Source organism: Cyclobacterium sp. (genome assembly GCF_014762705.1).
In the GTDB taxonomy this organism is placed as follows: Bacteria; Bacteroidota; Bacteroidia; order Cytophagales; family Cyclobacteriaceae; genus Cyclobacterium.
On sequence record NZ_JABURL010000049.1, the window covers coordinates 18,335 to 36,142 of the forward strand.

The following is a 17,808-nucleotide window of genomic DNA, read 5'->3' on the forward strand; positions in this document are numbered from 1 at the left end:
GAATGATTAGAATGAACAGATTTATTTTGCTTTCGGTGCCCTTCATGTTGGCACTTCATACGTCCATGGCCCAAAGCACACAGCACCAAAGGGATGTTACATCCACCTTTCAGGATGCACTGGAATTATTCCAGAAAGACCAATTCGCCTCTTCCAAAGAAGCCTTTGAAAAATTAGATATTGACACTGAGGGTGACGGAAGGTCTGTTGATGTGGCTTATTATATCGGTCTCAATTCACTCAGGGGAGATTTTCCCGAAGGGCCTACCGTGTTGGAAGCATTTATTTTAGATTTTCCCGGACATCCTTTGAGTCATGATGCTGCCTGGGAACTGGGTAATTATTTTTTGGCCAAAAAAGACTACCGCAAAGCCATTTCAAATTTTAATTTGTTGCAAAATGTACCTCTCATGGAGGACAGGCATCCCGAATATCTTTTTAAAACCGGATACAGCTATTTTCAACTTAAAAATTATTCACAATCTAAATATTATTTTGAGCGGGCTAAAAGGTACAGGGGGCCTTTCCTGGCCAGTGCGTATTATTATTCCGGCTTTAGCTCTTTTAAGGAAAATGAATTTGACCTGGCCGTGGCAGACCTTAAAGAAGCCGGAAAATCCAGCGAATACAGTTTAAAGGTACCCTATATATTATCAGCCATTTATTACCAGCAGGATAAACTCGACAGCCTGATCCGTTATGCCGCCCCGCTGGTGGACAAATCCGGATTGGAAAATAAAGCCCAGATTCACTTGTTACTGGCAGAAGCTTATTACAGTGACAGGAATTTTTCCCAGGCAGCACTTCATTACCAGTCATTTCTGGGTGAGAAAAAGGGGCAGTTGTCCAGAGATCAGAAATACAAGGCGGGTGTGGCCAATTATGAAACAGCTCAATATGAGGCTTCCAGCAATTTTTTCAAAGATGTGGCCCTGGTAAATGATGACCTGGGCCAGGTATCAAGTTATTTTTTAGGTCATGCCTACATTCAACAGAAAAATTTACCCTTTGCGGCCAATAGCTTTAGTTCTGCTTATAAGATGGATTTCAAGCCTGGTATTAAGGAGGAGGCATTGTTTAACTATGCCAAAGTTAATTTGGAAATGGGCAAATTTCAGGAAGCCGTTTCCGGATTAGACAATTACCTGGAACAGTATCCCCGCGGGGAAAAGGTAAATGAGGCGGAAAGTTTATTAAGTGACGCTTTGATCAATACCAGTAACTACCTGCGGGCCATTTCCCATATAGAAGGCATGCAGCAAAAATCAGATCGGATCAAATCTGCCTATCAAAAGGTGGCATTTTATCAGGCGATGACCTATTTGCGGGATAACAATTATAACGGAACACTGGATCTCCTGAATAAATCCATGCGTTACCCTATGGATAAAGGTCTGCTTTACCAAGCCCAATATTGGAAAGGGGAGGTCAACGCCATCCATAATAAACCGGATGCTGCCATACAGGCTTATGAACGTTTGTTGGCCATGAGCCCCCCTGGAAACGATCCAAGTCTAATAAAAGCACATTATGGATTGGGTTATGCTTATTTCAATGAAGGGCAATACGAAGAAGCAGAAACCCAGTTTAAAATTTATACCGATAAACTTAGAAATAATAATGAAAAGCAGCAATATGATGACGCCTTGCTAAGGTTGGGTGACGTCTATTATGTGCAAAAGAAATTTGATGCTGCTTCTGCTACCTTCAGAAGGGCCGTAAATGAAAACAACCAGTTTAGCGACTATGCCTATTTCAGGGGAGGAGTGGTAGCCAATTTTCAGAATGACAATACCGCTGCCATCCGGCAACTCGATCAGGTGATCAACAATTACCCCAACAGCCTTTATTGGGAAGATGCGGTTTTTCAAAAAGCCCAGATACACATGGAGGAACTCAATTACAGTCAGGGTAGAGAGGTCTTTTCCAGGTTAATTTCCTCCAAACCCAATAGCCCCTTTATTCCCTTCGCTCTGGAGGGAAGGGCGGTTGCCAATTATTCGCTTAAAGAATATGATAAAGCCATTGAAGATTATAAACAGATATTGAATCGCTTTCCCAATGCAAGTAATGGGGAAACAGCATTGGTGGGTTTACAGGAAAGCCTTTCCTTACAGGGAAGGTCTGAAGAATTTTCCACCTACCTTTCCGAATACCGCTCAACCAACCCCAGTAGCAGTAACCTTCAGAATGTGGAATTTGAAGCCGCAAAAAGCCTGGTTTTCAATCAGTCATTTGCACAAGCCATCAAAGCACTTGAAGGGTTCATGAGAAATTATCCCCAGGCTTCCCAGGTCCCTGAAGCCAAATTTTATTTGGGCGATGCCAATTTGAAAATGCAGCATGAGGACAAGGCATTGGCATTGTTTTATGAACTGGAAAATACCACAGATGTAAATTTGAAAAACAGGGTGTTTCAAAAAATTGCTACCATTGAATTTGAAAGGGGTAATTTTTCCAAATCCATTCCCTATTTCCAGTTTACTGCGGATAATGCAAGAAGTATAGCAGAAGAATATGAAGCTTATTTTGGTCTGATGATTTCTCATTATGAAACAGAAAAATACCAAAGAGCTATTGATAATGCCGATAAGATCCTTGAATTGGGCAATATCACTCCCGATGCGGAGCCCAATGCCTGGCTGATCAAAGGGAAATCCCTTCAGGAGATCAATGACAGCTCAGGAGCAACAGAGGCCTTTCAGGCATTGGTGGAAAATTATAAAACCATTCAAGGGGCAGAAGGCCTGTATGAGCTGGCCCGCATGAAAACCGAGGCAGGTCAATATACTGCTTCCAATGAATTGATTTTTGAGCGCTCACAGCCTTTCAGCCAGTATGATTACTGGTACGGGAAGCAATTTGTACAACTGGCTAAAAATTACCTGGCAATGGATGAAAAATTCCAGGCCAAAGCAACTTTGGAGTCCATCATAGAAAATTCGACTGACGCCGAAGTCAAAGGGGAGGCAGAAAAGTTATTAGCAACAATCAACGAAAGCGGAGAATGAATCAGATAAAATCGTTTTTTGTAGGATGCACCCTGTTGGGGATGTTAGTTTCAAGCCTGGCAAAGGGGCAGGACCAGCAGGAGCCAGACCGGGGAGAAATCAGGGATACCGAATTCATTATCCGGAAAGACAGGGTATTGAGCCTACCCAGGAAATCAAGGGTTTTTGAAAAAAGCCCGGTTCTTCCTCCGGTAGCGGCAACCACTAATTACAATTACCAGGTAAAGGATTTCTTTTTTCCCCTGGAACCGGTTGTTTTGGAAACCCAGGCCTTTCAAAAACCGCTTCCATTGCCTGTATATGACCAAACACTGGGTCGCGCCAAACTTGGATTTGGAAATTATTCCTCCCCATTACTGCAGCTTGATATACATAATTTACCAGATCCTGAAAAATCCTATGGCCTGCATTTGAAGCACCAGGGTTTTTATACAGGGCCCGTGGATGGGGAAAATTCTGCAGAAGATCATACAGAAGTAGGATTGAGCGGCAGTTTGTACAAGGATTTTGTAGAAATTTATGGCAACCTGGATTTTCAGAGAGACATGTATCATTTTTATGGCTACACCCCTGATCCCGAAATAACCATACCTTCAGATAGTATCAAACAAGTTTTTAATACGCTCAAAACTACTGTAGGGATCAAAAGAATTGATCAATCTGAGCCATTTGATTATGGTGCCAGTCTTTCATTGAGGTTATTCAATGACCGGTATGAGGCCAGGGAAACCGAAACACTGGTAAAAGTACGGGCTCTTTTCAGGGCCAATGAAAACCTTAAGGGCGGAATAACGTCCCAACTTGCTTTTACCTCTCCAACGGATGTTAATTATGAAGCGATCAACAGAAACTATTTCAAATTGCATCCTTATGCCACGTATATCAAAGATGGAATCCATGTAAAAATCGGTGCCAATGTAATCCATGAAAATGATATTGTCCCGAATAAACTGAAAGAATTTTACGTTTTTCCGTCGGTTTCTCTTTCGTATCATCTGGTGCCTGCCTTTGGGATTTATGCCGGATATGAAGGCGATGTAAAACGAAACACCTATTTTGATTTTGTACGGGAAAATCCTTTTTTGGGTCCTTCCGAACAACTCAGAAATACAGTGCAAAATTTTCAGGTTGATGCGGGGATTTCAGGAAAAGCCAATGATGAAGCCAATTACAAGGCAGGGTTCAGGTATGGGGATTTCACCAATATGCATTTTTATGGTAACAATGTCGCAGACAGTACCAGGTTTCAGCTTATTTATGACAACAATACCAGGGTTTTGGAATACCATGCCGCATTGGATTATAAATTTGATCTATATTACCAGCTGCAGGCAACAGCCCATTATTACCAATACACCCTTGATGAAATATCCACTGCATGGCATAGGCCAGAATGGAAAATTCAGATCAACAATACCTTTACACCGAATGAGCAATGGACGCTTCACGCCAACCTGAATGCGATGGGGGGGATTCAGGCCATTAATCTGGCTACTGACAGACAGCGAAAATTGGATCCGATTTTGGATTTACACGTGAGTGTGGATTATGCATTTACAAGCAGATTTTCAGCCTTTATTCAAGGAAACAACTTATTGAACCAATCCTACGAACGATTCAATTACTATCCGGTGAGGGCCATACAAGTTCTGGGTGGAATCGGATTTAAATTCTGATAAATTCGATATTATAAAAGCTACAGCAAATTTGCAGTTAGTATTGAAGGTAATTATTCTTTAATAATTTGATGCAATATTGGCGATTTGAAGGTTTTACTTTAGCTTAGCGGATTAAATCAACCATTTTTGAGATGTCTGAAAATAAATCCAAGGATCATAACAGCCAATCCGATAATGATGAGGACTTTGGGCTTCCACCGGTAAATGTAAGCCCATTAAAAAGAGATGCACCAAAGGCTGTTGTACCCGAGCAGGCCGCACCCTTAACCCATGAAGCAAGTACACCCGGGTCTGGTACAACATCCAGCCCTGGAAAGAAAGAAAAAAAGGACCGTACCAATTGGGTGATTTTGTTCATTTTGCTTTTCATTTTTATCATTGGATATGGTGTATACCATTTCGGTCTTTTGGATGATTTCAACAGGAATACCCCAGATACCGCTTCAGAAGAAACTACAGCTCCGGCCATGGAAAGGCCCGATCCTGAACCAAGCCCTGAACCGGAGGAATCCATTGCCGAAACAGAGGAACAAGAAGAACCGCCAACACCACAGCTTACAGAAATTGAAGGTAGAGAAGGCCAACCCAGGTATTTTTTGGTAGTGGGGAGCTTCATTGATGATGACCTTGCCAGAGATTATTCCAACCGACTCAATAATTCCGGATTAAATACGTTTTTGGTTCATCCCTACGGCAATATTCATTTTTACCGGCTGGCTGTTGGGCAATATGAAAATTTAGATCTGGCATTGGAGGCCATGGAATCCTCTCAAAATGATTATGAAGAAAACTTATGGGTTTTGAAATACTAATATGATCTTATTACAAACTTTGTCAACAGCTGACGGACAGCAAGCAGTGGATTCCCTTGCCTTAATGGAAGGGAATGGATCAACGGATATTGGGTTATTGGAATTATTGATAAAAGGAGGGTACATGATGATACCCCTTTATCTTTTATTCATTTTAGCCATCTTTATTTTTGTTGAGCGCGTACTTACACTTAAAAAGGCTTCTAAAACACCTAAAGGGATGATCGATCAGGTCAAAATGATGGTGCAAAGTGGCAATATTGAACAGGCAAAAATGATTTGCCAGGGGGAAGAAACTCCGGTAGCCCATATGATCGCTAAAGGATTGGAAAGAATCGGGAGTCCTTTGAAAAACATTGAAGTAGCCATAGAGAATGTAGGAAAAATAGAAATATACAAATTGGAGAAAAACCTGGGACTTCTCGCGACAGTTTCAGGAGCAGCACCTATGATAGGCTTTCTGGGCACAGTGGCTGGGATGATCAGGGCCTTTATCGGAGTAGCTCAGGAGGAAGGGATGGTTTCTCCCAAACTTTTGTCTACGGGGATCTATGAAGCCATGATTACCACTGCAACCGGCCTGGTAGTTGGTATAGTTGCTTATTTAGGTTACAATTATTTGGTTACCCAGGTATCCAAATTGATCCACAACATGGAATATACCACCATAGAATTTATCGATTTACTTCAGGATAAGAAATAAAATGGCTTTACAATCTAAAAATAAAATAGAAGCGGCCTTCAGCATGTCCTCCATGACGGATATCATTTTCCTTTTGCTGATATTTTTTATGCTCACCTCTTCCTTTATCACTCCTTCCGGATTGCCGGTAAACCTTCCCTCAAGCGAAAGTTCGGATATAGTGATGCAGGAAATTACCGTCAGTATTACAAAAGACCTGAGGTATGCGGTCAATGACCGGCAAGTGAATAGAAATGAAATTAAAAGTGAACTTACTGCGTTACTAAATAAAAATAAAGGATATGTGGTTTTGCATATCGATAAGGAAGTGCCAGTGGAATACCTGGTAGAGATAGGAGGTATTGCCGCCGCATTGGAAGCCAATGTCACCATAGCAACGCAACCATTTAAATAAATCATGGAAGTTTGGGAAGACCAAAGGGAAGAAGCAACCACTAAAAGAAAGGCCATCATCATTACATTCATCATGAATGTGTTGTTATTGGCCGGTATTTATTTTATTGTGGTTTGGAAGCAGCCGGTTCCTCCCATGTCTCAATTTGGGCTGGAATTGAATCTGGGCTTCTCTGACCTGGGAAGTGGTGAAAACCAAACCACAACGGCACCTTCCAGTAGCGAAGAACCTGCCACTGAGGCAGCTGCCCCGGGCGAACCGGCTCCCCAACCTTCAGAAAACATAGTACCGGCAAGTCCTCCGCAGTCCAACCCAGCTCAGGATACACCAAAACCAAGTCAGCCTCAGGTACAGGCTCAATCCAATGTTCCCAGTCCGGTTAAAGCCGAAGAACAACCCAAGGAGGCAAAGGAGCTTCCAAAAGAAACTACTGAGCAACCAACAGCGTCTCCTGAAAATCAGGTAAAGAATGAGCCTACTCCGGAAAAGGTAGAAGAAAAAAAACCTACTGTTGATCCCAGGGCCATTTTCGGAGCTGGCGGTACCAAAGGTTCTTCCAATCAACCCGCCACCGGAAGTCAGCAAGGCGAGTCCAGTCAAAGGGGCGATGAAGGTAATCCCCAGGGTACAGTAGACGGCCGGTCAATCCTGCAATCCGGTAGGGGTAATACAGGGGATGGTTCAGGGTATAACCTGGATCTGGCAGGTTGGGATTTTGCTTCCAGACCCAATATTCAGGACAACTTGTCCAATAGAAATGGAAAGATTGTTTTTCGGATTACGGTAAACGACGACGGCAGAATTGTTCAAGCGATTCCACTTGAATATAATGTCAGCAATGAAGTCTTGAATTATTACCGCACAGTGGTCAATGGATTGTCCTTTAAACGGCAGAGTGGAAACCCCACCGCTGAATATTCTACCGGAAGAATTACTTTTATTATACGGGTTGACTAAGTTGAATCCATGAATTATCAGGAATCCCTTGACTTTTTATACCATGCCCTTCCCATGTTTCAGCGGGTTGGTGCACCTGCTTTCAAAAAAGATCTCAGCAATACCCTGAAGCTTTGTGAAAGGCTGGGGAATCCTCAAAATAAATTTAAAAGCATTCATATCGCAGGCACCAATGGAAAGGGTAGCTCGGCACATGCCCTTGCAGCTGTTCTGCAGGAGGCTGGGTACAAAACTGGTTTGTATACCTCGCCACATTTGAAATCATTCCGTGAAAGAATTAAAATCAATGGAATAGAAATCCCTGAAAGCGAAGTAATTGCTTTTGTGGAGGACCATCAATCTTACCTGTCAGCATTGAAGCCCAGCTTTTTTGAGATGACCGTTGCACTGGCATTTGATTATTTTTCAAAGGAAAAAGTTGACATTGCCGTCATAGAAACAGGGATGGGGGGACGATTTGACAGTACCAATGTGATCCTACCCATCCTCAGCCTGATTACCAATATAGGCATGGACCACATGCAATTCCTGGGCAATACCCTGGATAAAATCGCTTTTGAAAAAGCGGGTATCATCAAAGCCGGGGTACCTGTCATTATAGGGGAAACTCATCCCCAGACGGCACCTGTTTTTAAGAAAAAGGCCGAAGAAAACCATTCTCCGATCTGTTTTGCAGACCAATCTGTAATAGTGACATTTGATGGAGTGGACCAAATAGCCGACCAGGATTTTAAAGCAACCTATCAAATACAGCCAGCTTTTGGAAAACTCAGGACGATCACCCTTGATTTGCTGGGGAAATACCAGATGAAAAACCTTCCTGCTATCCTTAAATCTCTGGAGCGACTGAAGGAAATGGGTATGGACATCAGGGATGAAGATATAGCAGAAGGCTTGTCAAAAATAAAGGTTAACACCGGATTAAAGGGGCGTTGGCAAATATTAGGAAAAAATCCTTTAACCATCTGTGATACAGGTCACAATACAGATGGATTTAACTCAATATTTGCACAACTTAATGAATTTAATCCGGAAAAGCTTTTTCTGGTGCTTGGTATGGTTGAGGACAAAGATCATGACCAGATTCTTGCTCTTTTACCAAAGGATGCCGTCTATATCTTTTGTCAGGCGGACCAACCCAGGTCCCTTCCTGCGGAAAAATTGATGGAGAAGGCAAGAAGTCATGGATTAAGGGGAACAAGTATACCCGATGTCAACCAGGCGCTGGCATTCGCCAGGGAAAAGGCAGGTAGCAGCGATTTGATTTTTATTGGTGGGAGTACATTCGTGGTAGCAGAATTAAATGAGTTATAAATAGTATGGGAAGAAAAAAATTAGAACGATTCCGGCAAAATGAAGCCAATCCCCATGTGGTACAAGCCGGAAAGGAGATCTTTGAAACAATAAAAGGAAATTGGAAAACCCTGCAATTTCAAAATGACCATCCTTTGGTAGTGGAGCTGGCATGTGGAAGGGGGGAGTTTACGGTAGGGCTAGCCCGTCAATACCAGGAGAAAAATTTTATAGGCGTGGATATCAAAGGATCCAGAATTTGGAAAGGAAGCAGCCAGGCCTATGCAGAGGGGCTGCAGAATGCTGCATTTCTACGTACCCAAATTGAATTATTGGAACAGTTTTTTGCCCCCGGGGAAATCAATGAATTGTGGATCACCTTTCCCGATCCCAGACCCAGGGATGGTGATGAAAGAAAAAGGCTGACTTCACCAAGGTTTCTGGATATTTACAAAAAATTGATGGCAAGGGCTGGGAATATTCACTTAAAAACCGACAATACAGGGCTGTTTACCTATACCGCAGAGGTACTTTCTTCCAGGCCTGATATCCGGATCATCCGAAAAACAGCGGATTTTTACTTTTCTGAATGGAAAGATGAACACCATGGTATCATGACCCGTTATGAAAGCATGTTTATGGAAAAAGGGGAAACCATCAAGTACCTGGAGTTTTGTTTCACAGAAAGCTAATCCTCTACTTCAAGGGCTTCCAGAATATCCGCCAATTCGTCAAAATCTTTGATCCCGGGGCTGATCTCATGCCCCCCTTTCATACTGATTCCCCTGACTCCGGTGTAATTCAGGATTTCCTCAACATTATTCTCATCAAATCCAAAACCCAGCAGAACTTCACAGCTTTCAGAAAGTTCCTTAATGTGATTCCATTCTTCTTTCTGCAATTGTATTGAGCCTTCTGCCTCCAGGTTCAGCATTACTTTATGAGTATCCAGGCTTTTTGAAAAAGAAAGGATATCTTCCCAATCCCCAACCTCTTGAATGGTGTAATTGTAAATAAGCCCATAACCAGAATTTTGTAGGAGTTGTAAGTGAAATTTTTCTTTTACCTGGATGTAGTCAAACCCCTCATATTGCTGGAGCGTTTCTAAAATTTGATCCGGGTGGCTGATATGAAACTCTGCCACATACTTCAGTCCTGACAACCAATCTGTGATCTCTTTGAATGCTGTGGGAGAAACATAGTATTCGCTATTTTCCTCCAGGGAAAACCCCATCAGGTTTACATACATGCCTGCACAATACCTGGCATCGCTGAGGTTATTCACATTACTTATCTTCACAAAAGTTTTTAAAGCCATTTTATTTTAGGGTAATATTTGCGTAATTTTCACGGGAATTCAAAGATAGAGAATGTATATTTTGTTTAAAAGGCAGCCCTTCCTTCTGTGCTTGATTTTTATAGCCAGTTGTGAAATACAACGGGAGGAACCGCAAGGAATTTCTTCTCCATTTTATCCACTATCAGTGGGTAATTTTTGGGAATACAGGGTTGCAGAGACAGTTTATTTTGGAGAAAATGATTCTGAATCCCAAACTTTTTATTTTAGAGATGAAATGGTAGGTCAATATCTCAACGCAGAGAATGAGCTGGTGTATAAAATCCAAAGGCAATCTTCAACGGATAGAAACAATTGGGCAAATGAAAGGGTCTATACCCTGTCTTTTAGTAAAAACCGCATCATTCGTCATTACAACAACCTTCAGGAAATCGTTTTGGTATATCCTTTGGGAATAGGTATGGAATGGGATGGAAATGCATTGAATAACGTTCCAAAACAGACTTTTTCGGTGGAAAGGCTGGGAGATTATATTTTGGAAAATTTGAGTTTCCCAGAGACGGTGACTGTCCGTCAAAGTGAAGAAGACGACCTGATTACCATAAGGGATAACAGGTATGAAGTCTTTGCGAAAGATATCGGTTTGGTCGAAAGTTACCATGAAGTGTTCAGGTATTGTTCCCGAAATGATTGCCTGGGAGAACAAATCATTCAGGAAGGCCGTTTTACTCATCTAAAACTGATTGACTATGGCCAAGGGTAAAGTACTACTCCTCATATTTCTACTTTTTGGTGCTTGTTTTACCTTGTTTGCTCAGGACAGGTATGCGGTGCATTACAAGTATAAACCAACAAGGGATTACAGCCTGGACAGACCAGAAGAATTATTGACAGAGGCTGCCCTTCTTCGGAGAAACAGAGAAATGCTGGAAGCGGACAGTACGGATTTACCAGTTGCTAAGCAGTATACCCAAATAATTTCAAAGGAGGCTGAGGAGGTTTTGTACCACTCAAAATGGTTGAATGCCTCTGTGATTCGGGCCAATGAGAAGGCCATTGAAAGGATCATCGAACTTGCATTCGTGGATAAAGTGAGCTTGATAGGAAGGGGAGGATTTCCAAATGAAAATGAGGGGTCCAAAGCAATTCAGGCAAAACATTCCTCCAAAACCGAAATGCTAACCAATGAAAACAGTGCCTTTGAATTTCAAAACAATATTTTAGGTATTCCTGAGATGCACCGGGCCGGCTTTAACGGTGAGGGAATAAAAGTGGCTGTTTTTGATGCCGGTTTTTTAAATGTGGATGAAATCAGTGGTTTGCAGCATTTGTTCAATGAAAACAGGATCCTCGCCACCAGGGATTTTGTTAATCCGGGGTCGACGGATGTTTTCCATACGGATACCCATGGTACAGGGTCACTTTCTTTGATGGCTTCTTATGATCCCAGCCAACTTGTGGGAGGGGCTTATGCTGCAGATTATATCCTTTGCATCACAGAGGATGTTTATTCGGAATACAGGATAGAAGAGTACAATTGGGTCCGGGCAGCCGAATTTGCGGATAGCCTGGGAGTAGATGTGATCAACAGTTCTTTGGGCTACAACTTTTTCGATGATCCCAGCATGAATTATTCCAGGGATGATCTCGATGGTAGTACAGCAATTATTTCAATAGGGGCCAATATGGCTGCTCAAAAAGGAATTTTGGTGGTTTGTAGCTCTGGAAATGAAGGAAATGTCAGTTGGAAAACGATTACTGTTCCTGCGGATGCAAAAGATATTCTGGCCATAGGAGCGATCAACAATAGCCTAAACAAGGCTAGTTTCAGTTCCACAGGTCCCAGTAGTGATGGACGGATCAAACCGGAATTGGTGGCATTTGGGTCGGGAGTGACGCTTTGGCGGCGAATTGAAGGCACAAGTATTTCCAGTGGTACTTCATTTTCTTCACCACAGGTGGCTGCACTTGCCGCTGGCATTTGGCAGGCCAATCCGAAATGGTCCCGTTCCCTGCTTATGGATAAGTTATTGGAAAGCGGCTCCCAATCAGATCAACCCGATTTCGAGCTGGGCTATGGTGTACCGAATTATTTGAGAATCACCATGGACATGGATACAGGAACCCTTGTAGAAAAGGCCATAAAAATATATCCAAATCCCCTGGAGGAAAATGAATTAATGCTTGAGTTTGGGAGAGAGTTTAGCTGCCGCATGAAGCTGTATGATACGCAAGGCAAAATGTTGAGTCTTTTATCTCTTCACAGGGTTGAAAACGAAGAACCTTATAAAATAGACATGGGAAACCTGCATCCCGGTATTTATTGGCTTGAACTAGAAGATGATGCCGTAGCCGGTAGCATAAAGATGTGGAAGAAATAAGGAAATGCAGGTTTAATTTCTTTTTTTTGCATTATTCTCAAAATCCGCAACCTTTTTTGGTTTTGTTGATGAATAAACTGTTTGTTACAATCAAATGAGTGAAACCTGGAGGGTTTTTCCCTAAAATTATTAACTTACCATAAGAAATTCACTTCGGATTTGAGGAAATGTCCTTTATTAATAATAACTGTTCCTAAACCATTTGTCATGAATCCATTAATTGCCCCTTCCATATTGGCTGCTGATTTTGCCAACCTACAGTCTGCCATAGAAATGATCAATAGTTCTGAAGCTGATTACATTCACGTGGATATAATGGACGGGGTTTTTGTTCCCAATATATCCCTGGGGATACCTGTGGTGGAAGCCATTCACCGTCATGCCAAAAAACCCCTTGATGTACATTTGATGATTGTGGAACCAGACAAATACCTGTCTACCTTCCAGAAAGCAGGGGCATCACATTTAACTGTACATCTGGAAGCTTGCCCTCACCTGCACCGTACAGTGCAAGGCATAAAGGATTTGGGTTGCAAGGCAGGAGTGGCTTTGAATCCCCATACCCCCGTAAGATTATTGGAAGATATTATCAGAGAGGTGGATTTGGTTTTGCTGATGTCTGTAAATCCAGGCTTTGGGGGACAAAAATTCATAGATAATACCTATAAAAAGGTAAATGCCTTGTCTAAATTGATCGTTGAAACAGGATCACATGCAAGAATTGAGATAGATGGCGGAGTCAGTATGGATAATGCAGGCAAGTTATTTTCGGCTGGAGCAAATATCCTGGTAGCAGGTAATTTTGTGTTTTCTTCGAAAAGTCCAGCAGAAACCATTAAAAAGCTAAAAAACATCGTTTAAATTCAAATTTTAGGGGTTTGGTATAATAAATGGCGTATTTTTTGCTTTTAAATTTGTGAAATAGATTGATTCTGATTTAATTCGTAGGTATAAAGCGTTTAATTAATAGAAATGGAAATTATGAAAAAATTATTTGTATTGTCTTTCTTAATGTTGGGTTTAATTGGTTTTCAGGCACATGCCCAGGAAGAAGCTGTGGAAGAAATCACTGATGAAGAATTGGCAAAATTTGCGGCAGTAGAAGATTCTGTAATGGCATTTTACGAGCAAAAGAATGAAGAATTAATAGACATGATCAAAAATAATGAGGTGATTGAAGGAGCAGCTCGTTACAATGAAATCAAAGGCGCATGGGAGGATGAAGCGAAATTAACCGAAATCGAAATAACTGATGAGGAGAAGGCAGCATATGAAGAAATTCTTGAATTTATGGGCTCCCTCAGCAATGAAGTAAGGGATTTAAAAATCGGACTTATCAAAAATGATGATATTCTTGGTGTCGCCACTTATAACAAGGTAAACAAGGCCATGAAAGAAAATCCTGAAATCCAGGAAAAAGTCGATAGCATGATCGCCGAATTAAAAGAAAAAAGACAAGTTGAAACTGAGGACGAAGCAGGAACTGATGCAGGATGACCAGTATTTTTTCAACAAATAATAAAAAAAACCCTCTGGATAAGAGGGTTTTTTTGTTATATACGTTAAAGAAAAAGTATAAATGCTTTAAACCATGAATTTATCAAAAGGAAAGGTATTCGTTATTGCCATTATTGGCCTTATTTTAGGCTTTATTACCCCAGCTGCCATGGCCCAGGAAGATATTTTTGGTATTGAGCGGAAAATAAAAGGTAGAAAAAGTGACAATGAGTTGGGTAACGTTTTCAGAAATATGGTCAGTAATTTTTCCTTTGAAATTTCTACCGGGGCTGCTTACCAGGACAATAGTTTGCTTTTTTTCAGTGATACGCCGGCGGATTATCCGATTCAAAGTATGGGAATCGATGGTGCAGGGGAAATCCAGGCAGGCGATACATTGTCATTTGGAAATGGAAACATGGCTTATCCTTTGAACCTGGGTGTCAGGATCAATGTCTTTAATTTCATCACATTAGGAGCGGGTTACGGTAGAGAATGGGGAAAATTACCTTCCTTGACTGGAGAAGGACGTGTTTTTGCATTTCAGGAAGAAAGTTTTGTTTATGATAAATTTTATGGCACCCTGGGAATTGTGCTTTGGGATGCAGGCAAAAGAAATTCATTTCTCAGATGGCGCTACAGAAAATTCTCCGGAAACAATATTTATATGCAGTCTGAACTGAAGCAGCGGGCAAGACAGATTTACCCCTGGAGGTTGGTGGCAGAGGGAGAATTTGGATCAATGATGCTTCGAAAATCACCTGATCAAAATCTCACTGCTCCAGATCCTTACTATGGAATAGGATTAAGGTTGGAGTATGATTTTTCGGAATACAGCAGAGCATTTGTCAGACCCGCTGTTGAGTTACGTTCCTATGCCTATGGTTTGCCCGAAGTGCCGGAAATTCAAACCCTCAATCAGAATGTTTATTCCTTGCAGGTAGGGGTTTCCGTAAGTTTGCCGGGAACTAAAAAATGCAAGGTACCCGGATGCCGGGTAGTCATGAAACACCTGCACAATGGGGTGGAATACCGGGGAAGTTCCATCTGGCACAGACAAAACAGGAAAGTCGGTCAATGGTAAAATGCGAATAATTCCACTAATGCAAGCTGTTACATTCCAAATTTTTTTGAAAAACAATAAAATAACTCCATGAGAATAAATTGAATACCTTTAAATTAAAATATTAGAAAAATTATATTTTTCAAAACCTGTTCTTTTTGCTATCTTGCAGGTTATTAGCGAGAAATTTTAAATATGGCTCAAGGAGAGAACGAAAACATCATCCCAATCAATATTGAGGAAGAAATGCGTGGTGCCTACATCGATTATTCGATGTCGGTAATTGTTTCCAGGGCTTTACCCGACGTAAGAGACGGTTTAAAGCCTGTTCACCGCAGAATTTTGTATGGCATGCAGGAGTTGGGTGTCACCCACAATAAACCTTATAAAAAATCTGCCAGAATAGTAGGAGAGGTTCTGGGTAAATACCATCCCCACGGGGATTCAGCCGTGTATGAAACCCTGGTCAGGATGGCACAGCATTGGTCATTGCGGTATCCGCTTGTGGATCCACAGGGAAATTTCGGCTCGGTGGACGGAGATAATCCGGCGGCCATGAGGTATACGGAAGCGAGGCTCAGGAGGATCGCAGAAGAACTATTGATTGACATCAACAAAGAAACTGTTGATTTTCAATTAAATTTTGACGATACGCTTAAAGAACCTGTAGTTTTACCTGCAAAGATTCCTGCCTTGTTGTTAAACGGAGCTTCAGGAATTGCAGTGGGAATGGCTACAAACATGGCTCCTCATAATTTGGGAGAGGTCATCAATGGGATTATTGCCTATATTGATAACAATGAGATCACTATTCCGGAGTTGATGGAGCACATCATAGCTCCTGATTTCCCTACAGGTGGGATCATATACGGTTACAATGGTGTCAAAGCAGCCTTTGAAACCGGTAGGGGAAGGGTGATCATGCGCGGAAAAGCGACCATTGAAACCAAATCCAACGGAAGGGAGATGATCATCATCAGCGAAATTCCCTATCAGGTCAACAAAGCATCCATGGTGGAGAAAACCGCTCAGTTGATCAATGAGAAGAAACTGGATGGAATTTCCGCTATCAGGGATGAATCCGACAGGCAAGGCATGCGGATCGTTTATGAATTGAAAAAAGATGCTGTTCCGAATGTTATCCTGAACAATCTTTACAAGCATACCCAGCTGCAGACCTCATTCAGTGTCAATAATGTGGCGCTGGTAAAGGGCAGACCATTTACCCTAAATTTAAAAGAGCTAATCGTCCATTATGTGAATCACCGGCATGAGGTGGTCATCAGAAGGACAGAGTATGAACTTAGGGAGGCGGAAAAAAGAGCACATATATTGGAAGGCTACCTGGTAGCCCTGGATAACCTGGATGAAGTCATTCAGTTGATCAGAGATTCCAGAGATCCCGAAACAGCAAGAAACGGACTGATGGAGAAGTTCGACCTTTCTGAAATCCAGGCCAGAGCCATTTTGGACATGAGGCTTCAGCGGCTTACCGGTATGGAAAGGGAGAAAATCCAGCAGGAATACGATGAGCTGATGAAACTCATTGAGGAGCTGAAAGAAATTTTGGCGAATGAAGACAAACGCATGCAGATCATCAAAGATGAGCTCGTGGAAATGAAAACCCGTTATTCGGATGAAAGAAGAACGGAGATAGAACACAATGCCGAAGACTTCAATTATGAGGACATGATTCCCAATGAGGAAGTGGTCATTACCGTTTCTCATCAGGGTTATATCAAAAGAACCGTCCTCACGGAGTACAAATCACAAAGCAGGGGTGGAGTAGGATCCAGAGGAGTAAGCACCAAGGAAGACGACTATACCGAATACTTGTTCACTGCCCTTACTCACAATTATCTTTTGATATTCACCGATCAAGGGAAGCTTTTTTGGTTGAAAACCTATGCCATACCAGAGGGCAGTAAAACGTCCAAGGGAAGACCCATCCAAAACCTGATCAATATTCAGAGTGGAGATAAAATCAGGTCCATCATTCAGGTCACTGATCTGACGGATGTGGATTATATCAATAACAATAATATCGTGATGGTAACCCGTAATGGAATCATCAAGAAAACCACCCTCGAACAATACTCCAGACCCAGGACAAATGGAATTATTGCCTTAAATATCAGAGAGGATGACCAGTTATTGAATGTGGAATTGACCAATGGAGATGCGCATGTTGTCATTGCCTCCAGCTCAGGAAGAGCGGTGCATTTTCATGAATCAGACGTTAGACCAATGGGCAGGACAGCCACAGGAGTCAAGGCCATCAATTTAGGGGAGGGAGATAATCATGTAATTGGCATGGTTTGTGTTCAAAGAGAAGATGCAACCCTTCTGGTGGTGACAGAAAAAGGCTATGGAAAACGTTCCTATTTGTCTGAATACAGAATTACCAAAAGAGGTGGCAAAGGAGTTAAAGCCATGAATATCACCGAAAAAACAGGTGGATTGGTAGCCATCAAAGAGGTACTAGATACCGATGACCTCATGATTATCAACAGGTCAGGGATCATTATCAGAACCCCGGCGGCTGGTGTCAGAGTAATGGGAAGAGCAACTCAGGGAGTCAGGCTAATCAGGCTAAACGATACGGATAAAATCTCTTCAGTAGAAAAAATAGAGAATATCCTGGAAGAAGAACCCGAAAATAATGATTCCCAAGATCCGGAAAATGACATCAACCCAGATTTAGAATAATAGTTTATAACC

The 17,808-nt window shown here is 41.9% G+C and carries 15 protein-coding genes; 14 read left to right on the forward strand and 1 reads right to left on the reverse strand.

Features of this window, described 5'->3' with window-relative positions; genetic code table 11:
* Nucleotides 1-11: 11 nt before the first annotated feature.
* The 8 genes from HUJ21_RS09080 (at nucleotide 12) to trmB (ending at nucleotide 9,541) form a co-directional block, all read left to right on the forward strand.
* Complete coding sequence (locus HUJ21_RS09080; RefSeq protein WP_291368976.1) at nucleotides 12-3,011, forward strand: tetratricopeptide repeat protein; 3,000 nt, start codon at nucleotides 12-14, stop codon at nucleotides 3,009-3,011.
* Nucleotides 3,008-4,687, forward strand: a complete 1,680-nt coding sequence (locus tag HUJ21_RS09085) for a TonB-dependent receptor (RefSeq protein ID WP_291368978.1) — start codon at nucleotides 3,008-3,010, stop codon at nucleotides 4,685-4,687. The genes HUJ21_RS09080 and HUJ21_RS09085 overlap by 4 nt, the downstream gene beginning before the upstream one ends.
* A 134-nt stretch (nucleotides 4,688-4,821) precedes the next feature.
* The gene (locus HUJ21_RS09090) at nucleotides 4,822-5,502 is read left to right on the forward strand and encodes an SPOR domain-containing protein (protein ID WP_291368980.1); all 681 of its coding nucleotides are present in this window, start codon (nucleotides 4,822-4,824) and stop codon (nucleotides 5,500-5,502) included.
* 1 nt (nucleotide 5,503) lies between these two features.
* Nucleotides 5,504-6,205, forward strand: a complete 702-nt coding sequence (locus HUJ21_RS09095; RefSeq protein ID WP_166149471.1) for a MotA/TolQ/ExbB proton channel family protein — start codon at nucleotides 5,504-5,506, stop codon at nucleotides 6,203-6,205.
* A gap of 1 nt (nucleotide 6,206) precedes the next feature.
* Nucleotides 6,207-6,599, forward strand: a complete 393-nt coding sequence (locus tag HUJ21_RS09100; protein WP_166149473.1) for a biopolymer transporter ExbD — start codon at nucleotides 6,207-6,209, stop codon at nucleotides 6,597-6,599.
* Between the two features lie 3 nt (nucleotides 6,600-6,602).
* Nucleotides 6,603-7,556 (forward strand): energy transducer TonB, encoded by a 954-nt coding sequence (locus HUJ21_RS09105; RefSeq protein ID WP_291368983.1) that lies wholly within the window; start codon nucleotides 6,603-6,605, stop codon nucleotides 7,554-7,556.
* 9 nt (nucleotides 7,557-7,565) lie between these two features.
* Entirely contained in the window at nucleotides 7,566-8,870 is a 1,305-nt protein-coding gene (locus HUJ21_RS09110; protein WP_291368985.1) for a folylpolyglutamate synthase/dihydrofolate synthase family protein, read from the forward strand.
* Between the two features lie 5 nt (nucleotides 8,871-8,875).
* Nucleotides 8,876-9,541 carry a tRNA (guanosine(46)-N7)-methyltransferase TrmB gene (gene trmB, locus HUJ21_RS09115; RefSeq protein ID WP_291368987.1) on the forward strand — a complete coding sequence of 222 codons (666 nt, stop codon included), beginning with the start codon at nucleotides 8,876-8,878 and terminating at the stop codon, nucleotides 9,539-9,541.
* Here trmB and HUJ21_RS09120 read toward each other — a convergent pair.
* Nucleotides 9,538-10,167 (reverse strand): phosphoribosylanthranilate isomerase, encoded by a 630-nt coding sequence (locus HUJ21_RS09120; RefSeq protein ID WP_291368989.1) that lies wholly within the window; start codon nucleotides 10,165-10,167, stop codon nucleotides 9,538-9,540. The genes trmB and HUJ21_RS09120 overlap by 4 nt on opposite strands.
* A gap of 166 nt (nucleotides 10,168-10,333) precedes the next feature.
* Here HUJ21_RS09120 and HUJ21_RS09125 point away from each other — a divergent pair, with 166 nt between their 5' ends.
* From HUJ21_RS09125 to gyrA, 6 genes are all read left to right on the forward strand, one after another.
* Nucleotides 10,334-10,909 (forward strand): hypothetical protein, encoded by a 576-nt coding sequence (locus tag HUJ21_RS09125; RefSeq protein WP_291368991.1) that lies wholly within the window; start codon nucleotides 10,334-10,336, stop codon nucleotides 10,907-10,909.
* On the forward strand, nucleotides 10,896-12,527 hold the full coding sequence (locus HUJ21_RS09130; protein ID WP_291368993.1) for a S8 family peptidase: 1,632 nt from the start codon (nucleotides 10,896-10,898) through the stop codon (nucleotides 12,525-12,527). Before HUJ21_RS09125 ends, HUJ21_RS09130 begins: the two co-directional genes overlap by 14 nt.
* A gap of 207 nt (nucleotides 12,528-12,734) precedes the next feature.
* The gene (gene rpe / locus HUJ21_RS09135) at nucleotides 12,735-13,388 is read left to right on the forward strand and encodes a ribulose-phosphate 3-epimerase (protein ID WP_291368995.1); all 654 of its coding nucleotides are present in this window, start codon (nucleotides 12,735-12,737) and stop codon (nucleotides 13,386-13,388) included.
* A gap of 120 nt (nucleotides 13,389-13,508) precedes the next feature.
* The gene (locus HUJ21_RS09140) at nucleotides 13,509-14,024 is read left to right on the forward strand and encodes a hypothetical protein (RefSeq protein WP_291368997.1); all 516 of its coding nucleotides are present in this window, start codon (nucleotides 13,509-13,511) and stop codon (nucleotides 14,022-14,024) included.
* Between the two features lie 94 nt (nucleotides 14,025-14,118).
* Nucleotides 14,119-15,108 (forward strand): hypothetical protein, encoded by a 990-nt coding sequence (locus tag HUJ21_RS09145; protein WP_291368999.1) that lies wholly within the window; start codon nucleotides 14,119-14,121, stop codon nucleotides 15,106-15,108.
* 174 nt (nucleotides 15,109-15,282) lie between these two features.
* Nucleotides 15,283-17,796 (forward strand): DNA gyrase subunit A, encoded by a 2,514-nt coding sequence (gene gyrA / locus HUJ21_RS09150; RefSeq protein WP_291369001.1) that lies wholly within the window; start codon nucleotides 15,283-15,285, stop codon nucleotides 17,794-17,796.
* The last annotated feature ends 12 nt before the right edge of the window (nucleotides 17,797-17,808 follow it).